Origin of the sequence: Maribacter sp. Asnod1-A12 (genome assembly GCF_045063735.1) — a bacterium.
Classification (GTDB): domain Bacteria; phylum Bacteroidota; class Bacteroidia; order Flavobacteriales; family Flavobacteriaceae; genus Maribacter.
In genome coordinates this window covers 3,260,674-3,276,456 of sequence record NZ_JBEFNZ010000006.1, presented here as the reverse complement: position 1 = coordinate 3,276,456, position 15,783 = coordinate 3,260,674, and the positions used below count along the sequence as shown (strand labels likewise).

23 protein-coding genes are annotated in these 15,783 nt (G+C 35.1%); 4 read left to right on the top strand and 19 right to left on the bottom strand.

Going from position 1 to position 15,783, the window contains the following annotated elements:
• Positions 1 to 406: 406 nt before the first annotated feature.
• The 3 genes from ACJJVP_RS14110 to ACJJVP_RS14100 form a co-directional block, all read right to left on the bottom strand.
• On the bottom strand, positions 407 to 715 hold the full coding sequence (locus ACJJVP_RS14110; protein ID WP_405414497.1) for a hypothetical protein: 309 nt from the start codon (positions 713 to 715) through the stop codon (positions 407 to 409).
• Between the two features lie 136 nt (positions 716 to 851).
• On the bottom strand, positions 852 to 1,289 hold the full coding sequence (locus tag ACJJVP_RS14105) for a hypothetical protein (RefSeq protein ID WP_405414496.1): 438 nt from the start codon (positions 1,287 to 1,289) through the stop codon (positions 852 to 854).
• A gap of 182 nt (positions 1,290 to 1,471) precedes the next feature.
• Positions 1,472 to 1,666: a cold-shock protein gene (locus tag ACJJVP_RS14100; RefSeq protein ID WP_396634374.1), complete on the bottom strand. Its 195-nt coding sequence runs from the start codon at positions 1,664 to 1,666 to the stop codon at positions 1,472 to 1,474.
• Positions 1,667 to 1,904: 238 nt separating this feature from the next.
• Here ACJJVP_RS14100 and ACJJVP_RS14095 point away from each other — a divergent pair, with 238 nt between their 5' ends.
• Positions 1,905 to 2,102, top strand: coding sequence for a hypothetical protein (locus ACJJVP_RS14095; RefSeq protein ID WP_084684675.1), 198 nt, complete (start codon positions 1,905 to 1,907; stop codon positions 2,100 to 2,102).
• 94 nt (positions 2,103 to 2,196) lie between these two features.
• Positions 2,197 to 2,667 (top strand): FKBP-type peptidyl-prolyl cis-trans isomerase, encoded by a 471-nt coding sequence (locus ACJJVP_RS14090; protein WP_405414494.1) that lies wholly within the window; start codon positions 2,197 to 2,199, stop codon positions 2,665 to 2,667.
• Here ACJJVP_RS14090 and ACJJVP_RS14085 read toward each other — a convergent pair.
• The 6 genes from ACJJVP_RS14085 to ACJJVP_RS14060 form a co-directional block, all read right to left on the bottom strand.
• Positions 2,660 to 3,901 carry a hypothetical protein gene (locus tag ACJJVP_RS14085; RefSeq protein WP_405414493.1) on the bottom strand — a complete coding sequence of 414 codons (1,242 nt, stop codon included), beginning with the start codon at positions 3,899 to 3,901 and terminating at the stop codon, positions 2,660 to 2,662. The genes ACJJVP_RS14090 and ACJJVP_RS14085 overlap by 8 nt on opposite strands.
• Positions 3,901 to 4,407 carry a TlpA family protein disulfide reductase gene (locus ACJJVP_RS14080; RefSeq protein ID WP_405414492.1) on the bottom strand — a complete coding sequence of 169 codons (507 nt, stop codon included), beginning with the start codon at positions 4,405 to 4,407 and terminating at the stop codon, positions 3,901 to 3,903. Before ACJJVP_RS14080 ends, ACJJVP_RS14085 begins: the two co-directional genes overlap by 1 nt.
• A 93-nt stretch (positions 4,408 to 4,500) precedes the next feature.
• A complete protein-coding gene (locus tag ACJJVP_RS14075; RefSeq protein WP_405414490.1) occupies positions 4,501 to 4,929 on the bottom strand; it encodes a peptidylprolyl isomerase in 429 nt (142 codons plus the stop codon).
• 175 nt (positions 4,930 to 5,104) lie between these two features.
• Entirely contained in the window at positions 5,105 to 5,647 is a 543-nt protein-coding gene (locus ACJJVP_RS14070; protein ID WP_405414489.1) for a DUF4251 domain-containing protein, read from the bottom strand.
• Between the two features lie 54 nt (positions 5,648 to 5,701).
• A complete protein-coding gene (locus tag ACJJVP_RS14065) occupies positions 5,702 to 6,028 on the bottom strand; it encodes a hypothetical protein (RefSeq protein ID WP_405414487.1) in 327 nt (108 codons plus the stop codon).
• 117 nt (positions 6,029 to 6,145) lie between these two features.
• Positions 6,146 to 6,460 (bottom strand): hypothetical protein, encoded by a 315-nt coding sequence (locus ACJJVP_RS14060; RefSeq protein WP_405414486.1) that lies wholly within the window; start codon positions 6,458 to 6,460, stop codon positions 6,146 to 6,148.
• Positions 6,461 to 6,692: 232 nt separating this feature from the next.
• On the opposite strand from ACJJVP_RS14060, the gene hpf reads away from it, so the two are divergent.
• Positions 6,693 to 6,995 (top strand): ribosome hibernation-promoting factor, HPF/YfiA family, encoded by a 303-nt coding sequence (gene hpf / locus ACJJVP_RS14055; protein WP_405414485.1) that lies wholly within the window; start codon positions 6,693 to 6,695, stop codon positions 6,993 to 6,995.
• Positions 6,996 to 7,006: 11 nt separating this feature from the next.
• Here the strand turns inward: hpf and ACJJVP_RS14050 are convergent, their stop codons facing one another.
• Entirely contained in the window at positions 7,007 to 7,348 is a 342-nt protein-coding gene (locus tag ACJJVP_RS14050) for a hypothetical protein (protein ID WP_405414484.1), read from the bottom strand.
• Between the two features lie 390 nt (positions 7,349 to 7,738).
• On the opposite strand from ACJJVP_RS14050, the gene ACJJVP_RS14045 reads away from it, so the two are divergent.
• Positions 7,739 to 8,677 (top strand): TerC family protein, encoded by a 939-nt coding sequence (locus ACJJVP_RS14045; protein ID WP_405414483.1) that lies wholly within the window; start codon positions 7,739 to 7,741, stop codon positions 8,675 to 8,677.
• Positions 8,678 to 8,702: 25 nt separating this feature from the next.
• On the opposite strand, the gene ACJJVP_RS14040 is transcribed toward ACJJVP_RS14045, so the two are convergent.
• The 9 genes from ACJJVP_RS14040 to ACJJVP_RS14000 all read right to left on the bottom strand — a co-directional run bounded on the left by ACJJVP_RS14040 (position 8,703) and on the right by ACJJVP_RS14000 (position 15,727).
• Positions 8,703 to 8,957: an acyl carrier protein gene (locus ACJJVP_RS14040; RefSeq protein ID WP_405416204.1), complete on the bottom strand. Its 255-nt coding sequence runs from the start codon at positions 8,955 to 8,957 to the stop codon at positions 8,703 to 8,705.
• Positions 8,958 to 9,003: 46 nt separating this feature from the next.
• Positions 9,004 to 10,281, bottom strand: coding sequence for a beta-ketoacyl-[acyl-carrier-protein] synthase family protein (locus ACJJVP_RS14035; RefSeq protein ID WP_405414481.1), 1,278 nt, complete (start codon positions 10,279 to 10,281; stop codon positions 9,004 to 9,006).
• On the bottom strand, positions 10,274 to 10,723 hold the full coding sequence (locus tag ACJJVP_RS14030; RefSeq protein ID WP_405414480.1) for a 3-hydroxyacyl-ACP dehydratase FabZ family protein: 450 nt from the start codon (positions 10,721 to 10,723) through the stop codon (positions 10,274 to 10,276). Before ACJJVP_RS14030 ends, ACJJVP_RS14035 begins: the two co-directional genes overlap by 8 nt.
• A 12-nt stretch (positions 10,724 to 10,735) precedes the next feature.
• Complete coding sequence (locus ACJJVP_RS14025) at positions 10,736 to 11,518, bottom strand: SDR family oxidoreductase (RefSeq protein WP_405414478.1); 783 nt, start codon at positions 11,516 to 11,518, stop codon at positions 10,736 to 10,738.
• An 18-nt stretch (positions 11,519 to 11,536) separates the two neighbouring features.
• A complete protein-coding gene (locus tag ACJJVP_RS14020) occupies positions 11,537 to 12,592 on the bottom strand; it encodes a type III polyketide synthase (protein ID WP_405414476.1) in 1,056 nt (351 codons plus the stop codon).
• Between the two features lie 24 nt (positions 12,593 to 12,616).
• Positions 12,617 to 13,324, bottom strand: coding sequence for a methyltransferase domain-containing protein (locus tag ACJJVP_RS14015; RefSeq protein WP_405414474.1), 708 nt, complete (start codon positions 13,322 to 13,324; stop codon positions 12,617 to 12,619).
• A complete protein-coding gene (locus ACJJVP_RS14010; protein ID WP_405414473.1) occupies positions 13,324 to 14,445 on the bottom strand; it encodes an NAD(P)/FAD-dependent oxidoreductase in 1,122 nt (373 codons plus the stop codon). Before ACJJVP_RS14010 ends, ACJJVP_RS14015 begins: the two co-directional genes overlap by 1 nt.
• Positions 14,446 to 14,526: 81 nt before the next feature.
• Entirely contained in the window at positions 14,527 to 15,219 is a 693-nt protein-coding gene (locus ACJJVP_RS14005) for an OmpA family protein (RefSeq protein ID WP_405414472.1), read from the bottom strand.
• A gap of 28 nt (positions 15,220 to 15,247) precedes the next feature.
• Positions 15,248 to 15,727 (bottom strand): lipocalin family protein, encoded by a 480-nt coding sequence (locus tag ACJJVP_RS14000; RefSeq protein ID WP_405414470.1) that lies wholly within the window; start codon positions 15,725 to 15,727, stop codon positions 15,248 to 15,250.
• Between the last annotated feature and the right edge of the window lie 56 nt (positions 15,728 to 15,783).

Below are 15,783 nucleotides of genomic sequence, written 5' to 3'. Positions count from 1 at the left end.
CAAGCGGCTGGAAATTGTGTTTAAATGTAAAATGCGTTTTTCAGCATTTTAGAATTTAAAAAGCAATCGAGCGTTTGGCAGCGGCTATTTTACATAACGGCAAATTATGGAACAAATGAAAATATGCGTCGCAGACACCGCTTAAAAGAAGTTGATGACCCTATTGTGAGTTTTAATCAATTCTCAGATCTTCAGGGATATTTTACATAATATCATTATAGCTAACAAACGGGATTTCACCTATAAGTAACAATGTGTTAGTTTTGTTCTATAATTTATATTATGTAAAATAGAATATTTAAAATCGTATAACTCACCTACAGCTTATCTCCTGCATAAAAAAAATATAAAAACATTAAAAAAAAACCGTCTACAATGGACGGTTACAATAATAAATCCGATTTTTTTATCTATTTAAAAAATACTTTGCTACTTCTAGTTCTAGGGCGTAGCATTCCTCTATTTGGCGTTCTACATCAGTCATGCTTTCCATAATAGATATATTATTCATTTTTAAAATAGTTAATAGTGAATCTGTCTTCGTAGCCGTAAGGTTGATGCTTGTTTTTAAGCTTTCTTTTTTCTCAAAACCTCTATGGGTTTGCGGTTCAAACAAATAAGATTCCAATTTCAAAAGTAATTGTGTTACCGACTTTCTTTTATGTTCTAACTCGGTCAGCACCACTACATTTTTATTTCTTTTTGAAACCTTCATAAACCAATTTGTTTTTATATAAAACGGTCCATAATTGAAATGATTGTATTCATAAAAGCTAAACTTGTCTTAAGATTTTAAAATAAAAAAAACCGCTCATTAATGAACGGTTCTATATTTAAAAAACTAGCTTCTATTAGAATAGACCCTTAGCCTTGTTAAGTATACTACCGGCATCACCGCCAACTAATCCACTAAGACTTTCTAAACTAAAAGCGGAATCTGAAGCTTCATTTGATAAAAACTTTTCTTTAAGGCTATTTACCAAATTTGGTGCAACATTACTTGCCTCTGCCTGTGCCTCTTCAGTATTCATCCCTTTATTTTCCAGAATTTCAGCTAGTTTGCCTTTCAAATTTTGAACGATACCACTGTCTTCAGTTGCATTTCCATCATTTGAGAACAGGCTAGTTACCGCGCTTAAATCTCCAGAGCTTACTTTTTCCATAAGTAAGTTAATAAGAGAAGAAGCACCTTCTTCTGCAGCTCCGCTAGTTGTTTCAGAATTTAAAGAATTTGCGCTCATTGTTTCTTGCAATTTTTCAATTGCCATTTGCTTTAATTGATCTAACATTGTGTTTATAATATATATAGTTAATAATGGTATTACTTGTGGTTAACAAGGCGTTACAAGATTGCACTTACCTTGAGATATCTATAAAGATAGTAGACATTTAATGGAAACGGCTGCCTAGCACCGCATTTGGGTTGTGTACCAAATAAAAAGTCCGTCATTGCTGACGGACTTTTTAAAGTTTATTCTATAACTCTAACGTTAACTGCGTTTAAACCTTTTTTTCCTTGGGTTAGTTCGAATTCTACTTCATCGCCTTCGCGAATCTCGTCAACTAATCCTGAAATGTGAACGAAATGATCGTTCGTTGAACCTTCTTCTGTAATAAAGCCGTAGCCTTTTTCATCATTGAAGAATTTAACTGTTCCTGTACTCATAAATGTAGTATAATTTGATATTAATAATTACTAGAATAGAAGCAACTATGATGCCAAAATTAATAATCTAATTTAATTTTACTTTTTAGTATGACCTTCAGATGTGGTAACTTATACAACGGTCAACATAGAAAACTTAAGGTTAGAACCCTTATGGAATAGCCTTTTGTCAAGGAATTTAAAAAAAATTAGGATCAATTAAATAAATACTTTATTTTAGTATCGTAAAATAATAAACGTGACGACCAAACCAAATTTTGTTCTACTTTCTGAAAACAACACCTACTACGTAGAATACCTTATTGGGCATCTTGTTTTAGCGAACAGCATTACAGAAGCCGTTATTTTTGAATCGCAATCTCACGCCATTAAATTTCAAAAATATCTGTATAAGAATTGTAGTGTTCGGTTTTCTGTAAACACATTCATTGCCTAGTTTATTTACTACATAACATCTTAATGGTTAAATGCTTCTTAAGATGTATCAACAGTATTACTTCAAGCACTATCTTCCCTCAAAAATTTATATAATGAAATATCTAGTTCTATTTATTCTTGCGACCACTATGGTTTCATGCTTGTCATCAGATGATAAAACGCCTACGGTTGTTGAACCTATTGATTATACCGCTATTAATGAAGAAGAAATCAATGCATATTTAGTTGCAAACGAACTAGAATCGCAAATCACGTCATCTGGCTTGCATTATATTATTGAAAATCAAGGTGACGGAGCGCAACCATCTGCCACATCAAATGTTACGGTTGCGTACAGAGGATATTTTTTAGATGGTACTGTTTTTGATCAAAGTACTGACGGATTATCAATTGGCCTTGATCAAGTAATCGCCGGGTGGACAGAAGGTATTCCCCTTTTCAATGAAGGCGGTAATGGCGTATTACTTATTCCTTCTCACTTAGCTTATGGTAGTTTTGATTTTAATGGTATACCTGGTGGTTCTGTATTAGTTTTTGATATCGAATTGATTTCGGTTAATTAAACGAAAACGCATCAATAGACATCTTTGCTGTACGTACTTGTGTAACTGAGCCCACTTGCTCTGTCCACGCAAAATAGAGGGTTTCTTCCACTATTTCCATTTGAGGAAATCCGGATTTACGGGAATCTGCCATTTCAGTAATTAATTGTTTCTTGGAAGTTGTGCCATCTTTATGTACAATCATAGCTTTGAATAATGCGGTTTTGTCACTGGCTTCCATCCAACTTACAACAGCTTGATCTTCATCCATCCATAACACATCTACCCGACCCATAATAGCGCCTTCCGCAACTATAATCGGTTTTGTAAATTCCGCGCCACCATCCGAAGAAAAAGCGATTTGTACTTTTTGTTTTTTTGATGCTCCGGTAAACCAAGCTACTACCAAACTATTACCAAGTGCATCTACTTTAGGTCCGTTGACCGGGCAGCCTTTTATCTGCCAATCATCTTCATGAATTACCTTGGGTGCACTCCACTCCCCTTCCACTTGACGAACAATACTAATATCTCGAATTTCATTATCTGAGCGATCTCTATAGATTACAACAGGACCATTATCGGTTATTGCGGAAGTTGTCTGGCAGCAATCGCAGGTTCGTGCATCCAACTCATATTCCTGCAATAGTTCTCCCGTTACAGAAACGACACCTGCTCTAAGTGTCATTGCTCCTCGCTCCCCTACTTCATTTTCTTCGGTATTTCTACCATCTAGCCAATTCACAAAAAAGTTATTGTTATATGGCACTATACTTACAAAACCATGCTCCGTAGGTGTACCATCTGTATGTAAAGGCATGTCTGTTTTCCAAACAGTTGCACCTTTAGGCTTCACGTTTATCTTTATAACATATGAATAGGTGCCTTCAGTAGATTTTTTTAATATATGAGACCATAAACTACCATTGTTTTCGGTAATCATAGGGTAATCTGCCCAATTTACGAACCAATCTGTACCACTCAGTACATTTTGTGCTTCTTGCCACTCGCCATCAATCAATTCTGAAAATCGCATGGTAGAAATAGTATCATTGGAAGTTTCTACCCATGAAAGCAGTGCTACATCTTTATTGGACATTAGGTGTGGTAATGCACTTGATGCTGCAGCGGGAGATTTTATTTCTTGCACCACAGCTACTGGCACTTCTGCCTTTGGTGTTTTTGATTCTTCCTTGCAACCCATAAGCAAGCTAGCTACTACAAAAAGAACTACGGAACTACTATTTAATCGCATTACTGTACTGCTCTAAGTTTTTCAATCATTTCTGGACTATCCCATTTCAATCCGCCATCAAAACGCAATACCTTCTCTCCTGCCTCATTATATATAAATGTTGCCGGAAGCGCACTTACATTTTCTTCTGCATACACACCATTAAATTTTATAAATTCTAACTGAAATCCACGTGCCTCTTTAAACTTAACGATCTTTTCCATGGACTGATCAGATGCAAATAGAAAAACATAATTTTCATTAGCTAAAATGGTTTGGGCTTTCTCCATATCCGGCATTTCTTCTATACATGGTCTACACCAGGTTGCCCAATAATTTAATAATACGCGCTTTCCCTTGTAATCGCTTAATTCTATAGGGTTACCCTCTACATCTTCATAAGTAGAAGTAGCCACTTTTTCTGAAACGGTTTCCTTTTTTTCAGGTTGGGGTTTCGTGGTTTTTTTCTCTTTACAACCTATAATCACAATCGCGGTAGTAAGGAATATCAGTGTTCTTAAATGCATATTCAAATATACTATTTAGCACTATGAAACCTATAGGCTTAGAAACAAAAAAACCGCCTACAAGGCGGTTTTTTCAATAATAATCAATACGTTTTATTGAACTTCAACCAATTCTAATTCAAAGGTTAAATCTTCACCTGCTAATGGGTGATTTGCATCTACAACGATATCATTATCGTTTACTTCCGCAACACGTAATTGTCTTTCGCTACCATCTGCATTTGTTGCCATAAGTGCCATATCTACTTTTGGCTCCATATCTGCTGGTAAATCTGATTTTTGAACTGTTTGAAAAAGCTCTTTTTGCTTTTCACCGTATGCATCTTCTTTAGCGATAACGATAGTTTTCTTATCATTAACCTCCATATCAAGCAATCCTTTTTCAAAACCTGGTATTAAGCTACCTTGTCCTAATTTTACATCTAATGGCTCTCTACCTACTGAACTGTCAAATGTTTGACCATTACTTAGTTTACCTGTGTAATGTACTTTTACTTGACTATCTGCTTTTACTTTACTCATACTATTAAATTCTACTATTTAACTTAATTGAGGTGCAAAGGTATTGTTCTTAATAGGGAATAACGAAGATTATAGTAAAACCTTCCGTTTTTGGGCTCTTCTTAACATAAAACTGCTAAAAAACATTACATAACCGGTTGCAAGCTATGTAATTATAGATCATTGAAATATTTAACTACTCCTCAACTTGCAAAGGTTTGATGTGCCCATTGAACTGTATTGCATTTCTATTTACCATGGTTACAAAGACACTACCCGACTGATCAGGAAAAATATCCATATATACGGTATACCTATCGGACTTATCTGTTATTTGAAAATTAATTGTATATTTTTGTTTATCCGTGCTGAACTCTTGCTTGTAGTTTTCTGGCAAACCTTTGAACTCAATTCCTGTAGCTGAACCATAACCCCCACCAAACTGACGTTCGCCATAATAGGATAAATTTGCAGAAACACTATCTCCAAATATCTTTAAATAATTACCTGTACCCGTTAAATCGATACGAGAAATGCTACTACCAGGGGCTATCAAACCACTATTTGCAACTGCATTTAAATTTTGAGTAACCGTTGGGTTAGCAGACTTTGCAATAAATACAATTTGATCAGATGACATTAAACCATGAATAGCATGTGATTCACTGATTATATTTTTTGACGATGAGCAGCCTAATATAGCACTAAATACGAATGTGCAAAATATTGATGTTCTCATAGATGATATTTTATACCTCTAATAGGCTATGAAATCTATACCAAAAAACGAAGTTTAATTTTCATACGCTTCTTCTTCAAATTCGGTATTTACCAAAACTGACTTTTTAAAATTAATTGTCCGAGATTCTTTGTATAATGCCTTAATTAAACGCTGACGTTTTCTATCTGAAATATTCAAAGTATCCAAAGCTTTAATTTTTTGCTTTAAAGCTTCTCTTTGCAGCATTGCCGTCGTTTCGTAATTTGGTTCAAAATGAAACATTACCGGACCTTCATCTTCTGTATTTGGTTTTAAGGATGTAGAATCGTTTTTTTGGGAATATAACATACCCGTAAATAGGAATGCACAGCCTATAGCAAGCCTCATAAAGATTTTCATATCAATATTATAAGTGTTCTACGTCTAAATTAGTGACATTTTTTTAAAATTTCTTTTAAACACAACACTTAATGGTAAATAAAATACATTTTAACCAATAAACTAGAAAATCGGCATTTAAACGGATTGTCTGAATTTTGTAGTATACTCCATAAAATCAAACTCTAACTCGAAAGTTTCACGAATATGATAATCAACTAATTTATATTGCTCAGGTAATAAATCTTTTGTAGCCTTCATAAATTCTAAAAGCTTTTTATTAGACTCTGAAAGCTTAGTGATTTTATTTTTTAGATATGATTTAGTTTCAAAAAGTGTAATAGTGGTAGGTTCATACATATAAGAATCTACCCTTGTTTTAAACTGTTGAATAGTATTATAGCATCGCTCTAATTTACCTAAACACATCGTTTTATCCTGTTCATTTTCCATAGGAATAGATTTAAAAGTAAATTTGTGGGAATTTTACTTCAATTTAATATAAGCAATTCATTTTTAAACTATGTTTGTACAAGTTTAACTTATTTTTAATTTAGCACCGATTTTGCTAATGTTATAGAAACAAAAGGATTAGCTAATCTTAACCCATATCATGAAAATTATTAAGATTTTTTTAATTGTAATGATTGAATGAAATGAGTACCTTAAACTAAACTTTTAGCCTATGAATATTAATTTTGAATACGACGACGTTAAAGCCAGTAATAGATTAGAGATTATGGCCGCACAGAAATTAGAAAAATTATTGGATAAATTTGATTTTATAGTTAGGTCCGATGTTTTCTTTAAAAAAGAGAATACCTCTTCCCCAGATTCTGGTATGGTATGTAATATACGTTTAAGTGCACCAGGACCTCGTCTATTTGCTCAATCTTCGTCAAGTAGTTTTGAAGCAGCTATCGCTTCATCAATAGAAGATTTACAAAGACAATTAGAAAAAAGAAAAGCAAAAATGCAGTCTCATTAGACTGCATTTTTTTATTGTTCTATAGTATCTTTTGACTTTGTATGGTTAGCAATAACCTCCTTAATTTTTTCTGAGAAAGGATTTCGCTTTAACTCTTGTAATAATCTATTCCGTCTTGCCTCAGAAATATCAAGAGTATCTAAAATACTTTTTGTTTTGTGCTGATGCGCTAAACGACTCTGCTTTAAAGCTACACGTTCAGAAGCGGTAAGTACCATATCCGATTCAAATTGATTTAATAATAATCGCTTTTTTTCCCTAGCATCTGTCTGTAGAGAATCTTGTGCGTATGTGATGTTAGAGCTCAGATAAAAGCACAACAAAACAACACATAAAATGGTTATTCTTTTCATTTACATACATTGTTCTACTCTAAAATTAAGGTAAAAATTCTGAAAAAATATCGATTCCGAAATAAATGTGTTCTTCATCGATAAAAAAAGGGTTCTTTATCCATTAAGCCAAATAAATCAAAAGGCACTCCTTTAAAATATTCTGATTTTCAATAAGTTGTAAAAACGTATAGAAATATTTTCTTTTTCTAATTATGTAGTAACATGATATTGTACAATAAAACAAGCATATTCACTTTCTTTTTTCTGCGACTTTAACTTGCAACGTTAACACAATAACTGTAGTGTAAAATCTACACCAATTTTACAACCTTATTTATCTTGAACATTTGGAAGAATTAAGACACTTCAATTCAAATTTTAATACCTTTGCAGCTTCAAAATTTCTCTATGATAGTCTGGATCGTATTTATTTCCTTCGTTCTTATATTCCTTGCTTTAGATTTAGGTGTTTTTCATAAAGATGAACATGTAATTAAATCTAAAGAAGCCGGAATCTGGACTGCTATTTTTGTAACTGTTGCATTTGCTTTTAGTGGAGTTATCTATTGGTTATTTAATTCAGAAATTATTGCCAACCCAACCGGGTTGACCCCTAATGATGCCGTATTAAAATATATTACGGGCTATCTCATTGAACTTTCTTTAAGTGTAGACAACGTTTTTGTTATTGCGGTGATATTCTCTTCTTTTAAGATTCCACCTTTATACCAACACCGTGTTTTGTTTTGGGGTATTCTTGGGGCGATTGTATTTAGAGCATTAATGATATTTTTCGGGGTTGCCTTGATTACTAAATTTGAATGGATTATATATGTATTTGGAGTATTCTTGCTATACACGGCATTCAATATGCTGAAAGGCGATGATGAGAACTTTGACCCAAAGAACTCTTTCGTATTTAAACAGATAAAAAAGATTTACCCAGTAACCTCCACCATGCACGGTCATGATTTCTTTGTAAAAAGAATGGGAATTAATGCTGCTACCCCCCTATTTGTAGCACTTATTGTTATTGAGCTTACCGATATTCTTTTCGCTTTAGATAGCATACCTGCGATTCTAGCAATTACAGCTGATCCATTTATCGTATTTACTTCGAATATCTTAGCTATTTTAGGTTTGCGTTCTATGTACTTTCTAATTTCTAGAATGTTAGAGAAATTTAAGTATATCAATTATAGCTTGGTAGTAATTCTTGCTTTTGTAGGATTGAAGATGTTGTTCTCCCATTATATTCATTTACCTGAATGGGTTTCATTGACCGTAATCTCAATTTCATTAGTTGCAGGAATACTAGCGTCAGTACTTATTAAGGACAAAGAATAGATTTACATTATAGAGATAACAAGTCTTATTTCTCCGCTAGCTTGGCATCGATAATGACCATGGCATCATTTACTGTTTGCATTTTTTCCATGTCTTCATTTTCTAGACGGATGTCGAAAGCATCTTCTACATCGAGCACAATATCGACAAGATTTGCAGAGTTAATGTTTAAATCGTTCATGAAGTGACTTTCCTGTTCAATATCAGTAACCGCCACGTCTTCGGGAAGATAGATTTTAATAATCTCTTTCAGTTTTTGGTATTTTTCTTCTTTAAGCATATATAAGTTCAATTAAAAATACTATTTGGTATAATTATAGTTTTTATTATTCTTTGGTAAATGCTTTAAATATAACACAAGCATTTACATCCCCGAATCCGAAACTTGCTTTTGCAATTACATTAGGGGCATGTTTTTTTGTTTCCCTTGGGATACAAGATTCCGATATCAACTTTGAAATCTCCGGATGAATATCTTCACAGTTCACATTCTTAAATACAACCTGCTCTTTAAACTGTAATATGGAAGCAACACTTTCAATACTACCAGCTGCAGCCAAACAATGACCCACAGAACCTTTAAATGAATTGATGTACGGAAAATCTTCATGCTCTCTGCCTAACGCTTTACTCCAATTTTCTATTTCTAGTACGTCTTTAGATGTTGCGGTCAAATGGCCGTTAATAACATCTATATCAGATGCTTCAATTCCTGAATGGATTATGGCATTTCTAATACAACGTTGCACCGCCACACTATTTGGTGCAGTCATGGACCCTTGCCCAATTTGTCCGCCACTATTGATTTCTCCTCCCAATACTTCTGCATATATATGGGCACCGCGCTTTTCTGCGCTTTCCAAGGACTCTAATACCAATGCTCCTGCTCCACTACCAGGTATAAATCCGCCAGCTGTTGCACTCATGGGCCTACTTGCTTTTGTAGGGTTATCATTATAGCCTCTAGGCAGAATACGCATAGCATCAAAACCACCCCATACATACGGTCCACTATCACTACAACTACCTGTCAAGATAATTTCGGCTTTCCCTTGACTAATTCGGTCATAAGCCATTAGTATACCCTCGGTACCCGTGGTACATGCTGCGGAGTTTGTGGTAACTTGATTTCCGCAACCTAATAAACCACCTAAATAGGCACTTATACCGCTTGCCATAGTCTGTATTACCGAAGTACTTCCAAGTCTACGGACATTGCCCTCATCAATTAAATGAATGGCTTCCCTAAATTTATCTACCCCTAAAATACCGGTACCAAAAATGATTCCGCGGTCCCAACTTGGCTCATCTGTTGTATTTTTCTCTAAACCGGCATCTTTCCAAGCATCCATTCCAGCGATTACACCGTACACGATTCCTGTTGCATTCAGCCCTCTGCGCTCTAAAGGCGTAAAGTAATTATCAATGAGCTTATCTTTTACCAAAGGTTCTCCCGCTACTTGACAACCAAAACCAAGCTTCTCTAAATTTGGTTGATGCCGTAATCCGCTTTTACCATCTAGCAAAGCATTTGTAAAATCAGTAAGTCCCACACCGTTTGGTGCACATACTCCCAACCCCGTAATTACAACGCGTCTATTCATTTGCTGTACCTATCATGCCTGCTAAAACTCCTTTACAGACCAGTTTATCGTCTTCATTATACATTTTTACTTCACATTTTATTTTCTGAAATCTAAAGTAGACCAACTCCGAAACCACCCTAACACGTTCTCCAGGAAAAACAGGTTGCAAAAATTCCATTTGTGAGCTGCTCATACCTATAGCCATATTCCCTATTTCAGACTCTTTCCCTAATAGATACATACCCAAACATACCAAACCGATTTGTGCACAACATTCAGTCAAAATTACTCCCGGTGAAACAGGATTGTTTTTGAAATGACCTTTATAAAAATCTGCATCGGGCGAAAACCTATAAGTACCCTCAACACCTTTAGCATCTACATGCCTAATCTCATTTACAAAAAGAAATGGTTCCGTATAGGGCAAACGATTCAATATCCAATTATAAGATTCTTTCATCAGCTATAAAAATTACATCAAACTTTCGCCGCCATCAACTTTTATGACGGTTCCCGTAATCCATTTTGCTTCATCCATAGTCAACAAATACACTGCATTTGCAACGTCTTCGGGCATAGTTAGTCTGTTCTGAGGATTTCTTTTTAATGCATTTTCTTTTATTCTCTCGTATCCGGGAATCATAGATAAAGACTTTGTCATGGTAATACCTGCTTGTATGCAGTTTGCCTTTATACCCATTGGCGCAAACTCCAAAGCAATACTTCTGGTCAACGCCTCTAAGGCTACTTTAGCCACTGAAACTGCACTATAATTTGGTAATGCTTTTGTATTCCCCTCACTTGTAAATGATATAATGCGAGCATCATCAGCAAACAAACCAGCCATTGCCAGTGCTTTGGTCCAATCGTACAAACTCAACGCCATAGCATCAAAAGTTATCCTAAAATCGGTATCGACCAAAGTTGGTCTATTTTCTGAATACATGGGCTTCAACGTTCCTTTTGCAACGCTATGTATCATCACTTTTATCTGATGCCCTTCCGGTAACTGTTGCTGCATATCTGAAATGATACCTGCGCGTTTATCGGCATTCAATACATCTACGTTCATTGCTATCAACTCATTACCGTAGGAGCGAATTTCATCAAAATCTTTTTCTATCTCATCCATTACCGCACGGCGATCACGATGCATGATTATAATATGATAGCCATGACTTGCCAATTTCATTGCCGTAGCTAGACCAAGTCCACTACTTCCTCCTAATATTAAAGCCCAATAGGTATTTTTCATAATTGCTCTTTGATTATACTACCATTCTATCAATACCCGTTGTGCCGAGAAACCGGGACCAAAACTCAATATCAATCCCTGCTCACCTGTTGCTATATCTTTTTCTAAAAAACGCTCTAAGACGTATAAAACAGTAGCACTGCTCATATTACCATAAAGACGTAATACCTCACGGGTATCATCAATATTTTTACCTAGAGCACCAAATAGCGATTCTACCGTTTGTACTATTTTCTTTCCTCCGGGATGAAAAATTAAATGGTCCACTTTTTTGATATCACTTCCATACTTTTCTAAAAACGGATGTACAATATCACCAAAGTGATTAGAAATGGTTTCTGGTACAGCCGGATCAAGAATCATCTTTAATCCATGATTGGTTAAATCAAACCCCATCATTTGTGTAGCATCCTTAAAATGATACATTTCTTCTCCTATTATCTTAGGACCTACAGCATCTTCTTCGGATGACAACAACACACAAGCTGCACCGTCTCCAAAAATAGCGGCACTTACCATATTTGCCATTGAATAGTCCTGTAACTGAAATGTTGCTGTGGGACTCTCAACAGAAACCAATGCGATTCGCTTACCAGGATTTGATTTTAAGAAGTTATGAGCATAAATAAGTCCCGATACTCCAGCTGCGCAACCCATTTCTGTTACAGGAAGCCTTACCACATCTTGCCGCATTCCCAATTCGTTTATTAAATAGGCATCCAAGGACGGAATCATAATACCCGTACAACTGACCGTAATAATATAATCAATGGAAGAAGCATCCCAATCACTTTTCTTTAATGCGTTCCTGAGTACATTGGCACCCATGCGCTTAGCTTCCTTACTGTAAATTTTGTTTTTATCTTCAAAAGAAGTCGTTACGAATACGTCTTCAGGTGGCATAATAGAATACCGCTTATCTACAGCAGCACCCTCAAAAATCTTTACGACCTTTCTAGAAAAACGCTCCTCTTGTCCGCTTAGCCAGAAATCTACAAGTGGAATAATATCCTTGGTATCTCTAGAATACGGTGGCAGTTCTTTGGTAACACTAACAATTCTTGTATGATTCATAGTTATTCTTAATCTTCAATCTACCTATTTCTTTTTTAAAATCCACACATATCTAAAAGCCCATTTCCATTTAATGATATGAGATGCATTGATAACCTGGGTAGCAAAATGCTGTAATTCCTTTTTTTTAAATGCCCTACGGATGGATAACAGTCCGTCTTTCTTTGCAATCTTCGTTTTAATGAAAAAGAAACTGAATGCCTTAAATAAATAATAGGCAATAGGACTACGCTCTAAATCATTTATGACCACCCCTAATTTTGCGATATTTACAAACCGATTCACAAACTTAATTACGCCTTCATCCGAAAAATGATGCAAGGTCAAAGTCGTCATTACCACATCAACATCCCATCCAGAAAAATCAGCACTTAAGATGTCGGTATTCATGTAACTAATCTCAGGGTAATCAGCCGAATATTGCTTTGCTAATTGTAAACCCTGTTCATTAAAATCTACACCAATCAACTTAAGGCTCACATTCCGCTTTCTTGCTTCTTCAGCTAGCTTTCTAAGCATAGTTCCTTCCGCACAACCCATATCTAAAATCGTATACGATTCTTTGTTTTCTTTTTCAAGTAATTCAAAAACAGCATCTAAGGTAATACCATAGCCCCCAAGCAACCTATTTACCCTATTAATGTCTTGTAGTATCGTTTCCAACTCATCAGTGGTACCTGAAAAGGTATCCATAATCTCCACTTCACTACTTCTTTGCGTAAAATCTACCATTATGATATTAGTTCTCCATGGGTTTTAGATATAATAAATTTCAATAATGATTTTGATTTTCCAACGGATTTAATTCCCATGGAAACTAATCTTTTATTCATTAAAATGCTCTGTAATTTTCTACCGAACCACAAACGCTTACCTAAAGCTTTTGACCAAGCCTTTTTATAATCCATTTCCAAATCATTGCGATTATAATCAGATTCGATAACATATTTTAAAATTAACTCTGAAGCTATTTTTGCACTATGAATAGCCATTGCCATACCATTACCACAAAGTGGATGTATAAGTCCAGCAGTATCGCCACACATTAGCATGTGATCTACCACATTATCTTTTTCATCAAATGCTATTTGAGCAATGGTCATATGTTTCTCAAAAACAGGAACTGCATTTGTCAGAAATTCTTGTAAATATGGGTTTTCCGCAACCACAGCGGTATTGAAACTTTGAATATCCTTGTATTCTTTAAAACTTTCATAATTAACTAGATAACAAAAATTGACCACTCCGGATTCCGTTTTTGAGAGTCCGCCATAACCACCATTAAAATTGTGTAAAGCCACTACATCTTCCTGAAAATCTTCAAGTTCATAATGTGCCTTAACCGCTAACCAAGATTGCTTTTTCTTACTGAAGTCTCTATTTAAAGTTTTATCAATAACAGAACGTTTACCATAGGCACCTATGGCTATTTTAGAAGAATAGCATCCGGACTTAGTTTTGATTGTAAAAACGTCTTCTTTGAAAACTGTTTCAATCACTTTTTCAAAATAAAACTGTACGCCAAGTTCCTGTCCTCTTATGTACAACAACTGATCAAGCGCATATCTACTTATACCAAATCCGCCCAAGGGTAAATCCGTCTCAGCGATATATCCGTCTACAGTACTTATTTGAAACTGTGAAATATCTTTAGCCCCTTTAGCCTTTAGATCTACACCTAATCGTTTTAAATACGGGTCAATTTCTTTAGATACATATTCACCGCAAACCTTATGATGTGGATATTGTTGCATTTCAATCACAGCGACATCCAATCCTTCCAAAGCCAAATGAATAGCAGCAGTCAACCCTGCCAATCCACCTCCAATAATTAGTATGCCATGCTCTTTCACTGCATGGAAGTTACACCAAAAACAAAAAAGCCCTGCAAATGCAGGGCTTTAATTTTAACTCAATACTAAAATTTATAGCTATTAGTTGGTTTGTGTTTGTGCTTCTTGTTTTAAAGACTCACTAGCAACAATAGCCAACTCAACACGTCTGTTCTTTGCTTTACCGGCTGTAGTAGTATTATCACCTACTGGTTGTGTTTCACCATACCATTTAGTATCAAAACGACTAGCATCTATACCTTGACTGATTAAATAGTTAGTTACAGATTCTGCTCTTTGCTTAGACAAGTTTAAATTATACTCATCTGCACCGGCACTATCGGTATGGCCTTCAACTAAAATATTAGATTGAGGATATTCCTTAAATATACTAACCAATTTATCTAAAGTTACTGCAGATGTACCTTGCACATTACTTTTGTTGGTATCAAAATACACACCGGCATCTTCATTAAAGGTAACGTTAATACCTTCACCCACACGTTTTACTTCTGCACCAGGAATTTCTTCTTCAATACGTTCTGCTTGACGGTCCATTCTATTACCAATATAACCACCAGCGGCACCACCAATAGCTGCTCCTAAAATTGCACCTAAAGCTGTATTGTTACCACTACCAACATTGTTTCCTAAAACACCACCGATAACAGCCCCACCAGTAGCACCTATTGCGGCTCCTTTTTGTGTTTTATTTGCATTTTTTATAGTGCTACAGCTCATTACCAAGGCAAGAGCAAGAACGTAACTAGTTCTACGTAATATCATTGTTTTCATATGCTTATATTAAATTTTTTAGTAGATTTTATTTTTTACTGAATTCGTAAACGACATTTACCAGAGCACCTTCTACCATGACATTAGATTTTAAGGTCATAGCCGACTCTGTAAGATTTTCAATGTTTAAACGGTAACCAGCACCTCCAGAAATATCCTGATTTTTTTCGTTAATAAATTTAAACTGTAACTGGCTAGTGTAGTTCTCTTCCCGTTCCACTACCGACCATCGAATATAACGATCGCCACCAGTACAAAAAGTAGATGGACTTATAGTGTATCTACCTGTACTGTTATTATCACGAAAGAACCACTCACTACCTTCTAAGCATATATCTTCAACATCATTAAATAAAACCGCTTTAACATTACCAGTATTACCTTCAAAAGCAACATCGTTTAATGTCCATGTGCCGCTTAATAAATTTCTTTTGGCTCTTGCATCTTTAGATACTGAACATGAAGATATTAGAAGGACGATACTGAAAAGCAAAATTATTTTTTTCATAAGTAAAATTTTTAAAATTTATCTATTTACGGCGATTATTGTTTTTTGGATGAATT